Source organism: Deltaproteobacteria bacterium (genome assembly GCA_019308905.1).
GTDB lineage: Bacteria > Desulfobacterota > BSN033 > WVXP01 > WVXP01 > JAFDHF01.
Genome location: JAFDHF010000130.1, coordinates 1 through 3,484, shown reverse-complemented (window position 1 = coordinate 3,484; position 3,484 = coordinate 1). Strand labels below are relative to the sequence as shown.

The following is a 3,484-nucleotide window of genomic DNA, read 5'->3' as shown; positions in this document are numbered from 1 at the left end:
CACAGTCTGAAGGTGGAGAGGTTCTTGAAATACGTCGAGTCCGTGGCCGAGGGCCATGATCTCGTCATGTCGCGGGATTGCGGGCCTCTGAAGCGGATGCTTTGTTCCGGAATCGCCGAAGCTTCGGATCAGTCTGCCGTCAGGATCGAAGACGGCTATGCGGTGATTGTTGCCGTCGACCACGAATATCGTACCATCTTTGTCTATCTCAATGTCCCTGGGACCATCGAGTGTTCCTCTGGACCCAAGGCAGGCCGGCGTGGCGCGCCGGATAAGAATCTGTCCGTGGCTGACTTGACATCCCCTGATAGCTAGGCCTGTAGAATCGTCTTTTTCTCGTGCGGCGGGTCTCGTGACCAGAGAGGCGGTGCTTTGGCAAGGATGACATGCTCTGCCAGTGAGTTTTCTGGCCTCTCGGAAGGTTGCCACGAATCCAAAGGGGGTCCTGCCTTGTGGGCCGCAGGGGAACAGGTGAGGTGACACGCGTGGGGATCATCCACGTCCCTGCATCAAAGGGTCGAAGGCCTGCGCGTCTCCAAGAGAGCAAGGAGCCCCTCCATGGCCTTTTTTGAGTCAAGGACCCCTTTCGTGATGTGCTCGGAACCGTCGATCTCCCCGATCAAGGCCTTCCGGTAGCCCACCTCTGCAAGAGCGGAAAGAAAGCGATCCCAGTTGATATTTCCTGAGAAGGGAGGGATATGATCTCTCTGACCGTCGAAGTCATGGATGTGGGTGGCGACAAGATGGTTACCCAACTCCATAACCATGGAGGCCGGAGAGGAGCCGACCCTCTGGCTGTGCCCGGTATCAAGGCAAGCGCCGATATGATCGGGGTCACTATCCTCTATTATCTCGACGAGGTCTTTGCCCCTTGAGCCGTAGGGATTCTGCCAGCCGTTCTCAACCGCGATTACGCAACCCAGGTCAGAGGCCTTCCGAGCCAGCACCCGGAGCGAATCGGCCATCCTCTTTGGCGTTTCTCGCCCTGATGGGAAGGTCGGTTGTGGAGGGCCTACATGGACGATGAGGCAGTGGGAACCGAGTGCGGAGCAAATCCTCAGCATCGTTTCGGTTCTCTCGAGGGCGAGCATTCTTCTGTGGGGGTCCGGGTCGGATAAGCTGAAGTCAGCGGAGTGGATCTGTACCGGGTCTACGCCAAGGGACGACGAGATTTCACGAATCTCCTTCGTTGGTATGTCCCTTTCCCTGAGTCCCCAAGCGTCCCTGCTTTGGAGATACCTCCCCTTGAGCCGGCCGTTGGAAGACGACATTATCAGGTTGAAGATGGCGTATTCGATCCTAGTTATGCCCAGATCGACGAGTCGGGGCAAGGCCGTCTGGAGAGGCATGCGGGGAAGTATGCAAGTGGAAAGCCCGAATTTCACACCGGCAGATTCCCGTCAGAGATTGAAAAACGATGCGGGTCTCGTGTGGGTGATGCTGCCATTGAGAGGCATCGCCTTTTCTCGAGCGGGCTTGCCTGTTTGAATGTGGGTGGGCCTGCCGGGATTTGAACCCGGGTGTGCACCTCCGCAGGGTGCTGTGCTAACAGGCTTTCAGCGGATCCAGGCTACACTACAGGCCCCGGGGGACGGTTATCTGCGCGTTTATCAATGGTCCGATTTGACGGACAAGCTCGAGAGGATCCACCTCTTTGGAGCATTGCACCTCGCTCTCCAGGAGGCCGAGCCTCCGAATCCTCACGATCTTGGGTGAGTTCCCGGTTCTCTGAAGGGCGTTTTTAATCTTTCTCCTGGTCTCGCCGCAGACGTAGAACCTGTGCCTTCCCCTTCCCAGGTGTCTTGCCTGGGCGTTGGTGAGCCTGGCCTCTATCTCCTCTTTCTCCCTATCTATCTTGAGTATCCGGATGTCGAGGGGAAGGTAGTCCGTGAGCCCAAGGGATTTGGAGAGCCTTCGAACGGAGATGCTTCCCTTCACACCCATTTGCTTCCTCAGGGCGAAGGAGGGCAAAAGGGCATCTATGGGACGGCCCTCCCCATCCAGAACCCCTATGTCAACGTAGACCCCGTAGCCGATCCTGCCCAGATCGGTGATCTTCCCGCGCCTTATGTCGCCCTCCCCGATCTCTCGGAGCGTGCATGTTCTTCCGTACTGTGACTCGAGGTATTTCTCCGCGGCCTCCTCGTCAGGTCCCTCCAAGGTTATTTTGGCCCACTGCCTCGTCGTCGTGGACACGGAGGTCACGCGGGCATCTATCTCCAGGAGGTCGTCCAGTATCTTCATTAGGCTCCTCTTGGCGTCGCGGTGGTTGCGATATATCTTCTCAAGTATCGTGATCTCTCTCATTCCCTCTTCCCGCCAAGCGTTGTATCTCCTCGGACAGCTTAACGATTCGCTTCACCACCGGGCTGTCCGGGCCGAATCTCCTCTCAAAGGCCCTTCGACTCTCCTCCACCGTTAGAACACCGTTCCAGACCAGGTTGTCGGCATGGGCTATGATCTTCTCCTCCAAGGTTTCCGGTAAGAAATCCCTTTCTGGTAGTCCGGCCTCTGCGGCATCCCTCGCTGGTATGCCGCCTCCGATATGTCTTTCACAGATCCTGGCCAGAGCCTCGCGGTCCTTCTCGTCGAAGAGCTCCGCGAAGACCGGGCTTTCCCTGACGATTCGGCCCCCGATGACCCCGTGGTCGAGACCATGCGTCTGGCTTCTCCCCACATCGTGAAGGAGGGCACCGAGGGTAACGAGTTCTAGGTCGATGGTCGCCCCGTTGTTGGATATGTCACCGGCGATTCTCCGGGCCGTCTTCTCGACCTTGATGACATGTCCTATGACGGGGGGAGGGGTGCCCAGCTGGCGGAGAAGGGCAAGTACCTCTGCCTTGGAAGGTCTCATTCGAGCTCTCCGCCCGAACTCATCTCCAGCTCCTTGATCCTGGCCCTCAGGCTCTCTATGATGGTGGAGTTGTCATGGTGTTCCAGCATCGACCCGCAGTTGGGGCATTTGAAACCGTTGTCCGCCGCCACCTCGAAGGTGAAGCGTGAGCAGTTTCCCGTCTTGCATACGAAGAAGATGTTGTTTTCCTCGTATTCGAGTCTGGACCTCAGTACCTGAAGGTCCCTCTGCTTCTGGGTGTGAAGGATCTTGGTTCGCCCCTCCGAATCCATCCTCCAATGGTAGACGAACCAGCCCGTCTTGGGGTCCCTGGACCTTCTGTAGAAGGCAAGCCTGTAGTCATAGAGTCGGTACAGGGAGCTCCTCACATCGTTTATCCTGAAGCCGGTTATCTTAGAAATCTCCTCATCGGTCAGCTCCCTGGCGGAGATCGTGTCGGCAACCGCCAAAGCCTCATCGCCGATGTTTGCCCGAATGTATTCCCCGAGATCCCTTTCCAAGGTACAAGCCCTCGGCAAGCCTTTTTTGCACTTGCCTTGTGTTGGGCGCCAAAAATATTTAAATGTTGCCAAGAAGGCTTTTTAGGACGAAATAACGCTCCATGAAGCTTATTTCGGCTTGTACGGGGTG

The 3,484-nt window shown here is 56.9% G+C and carries 5 protein-coding genes and 1 tRNA gene; all 6 read right to left on the bottom strand.

Features of this window, described 5'->3' with window-relative positions:
* Window positions 1-429, bottom strand: a 429-nt coding sequence (locus JRJ26_20410) for a hypothetical protein (protein ID MBW2059852.1), incomplete at its 3' end; no start/stop codon positions are given.
* Between the two features lie 80 nt (window positions 430-509).
* Window positions 510-1,385 (bottom strand): sugar phosphate isomerase/epimerase, encoded by an 876-nt coding sequence (locus JRJ26_20405; protein MBW2059851.1) that lies wholly within the window; start codon window positions 1,383-1,385, stop codon window positions 510-512.
* 110 nt (window positions 1,386-1,495) lie between these two features.
* Window positions 1,496-1,585: transfer RNA gene (locus tag JRJ26_20400), tRNA-Arg, on the bottom strand.
* Window positions 1,576-2,307: a DUF2110 family protein gene (locus tag JRJ26_20395; GenBank protein MBW2059850.1), complete on the bottom strand. Its 732-nt coding sequence runs from the start codon at window positions 2,305-2,307 to the stop codon at window positions 1,576-1,578. Before JRJ26_20395 ends, JRJ26_20400 begins: the two co-directional genes overlap by 10 nt.
* A complete protein-coding gene (locus JRJ26_20390) occupies window positions 2,285-2,854 on the bottom strand; it encodes an HD domain-containing protein (protein MBW2059849.1) in 570 nt (189 codons plus the stop codon). The genes JRJ26_20395 and JRJ26_20390 overlap by 23 nt, the downstream gene beginning before the upstream one ends.
* Entirely contained in the window at window positions 2,851-3,354 is a 504-nt protein-coding gene (gene tfe / locus JRJ26_20385) for a transcription factor E (GenBank protein MBW2059848.1), read from the bottom strand. The genes JRJ26_20390 and tfe overlap by 4 nt, the downstream gene beginning before the upstream one ends.
* Window positions 3,355-3,484: the final 130 nt, after the last annotated feature.

Bases quoted from the DNA above. Each gene is read 5' to 3' on its own strand.
- JRJ26_20395 (MBW2059850.1), bottom strand. From the start codon at position 2,307: ATGAGAGAGATCACGATACTTGAGAAGATATATCGCAACCACCGCGAC.
- JRJ26_20390 (MBW2059849.1), bottom strand. From the start codon at position 2,854: ATGAGACCTTCCAAGGCAGAGGTACTTGCCCTTCTCCGCCAGCTGGGC.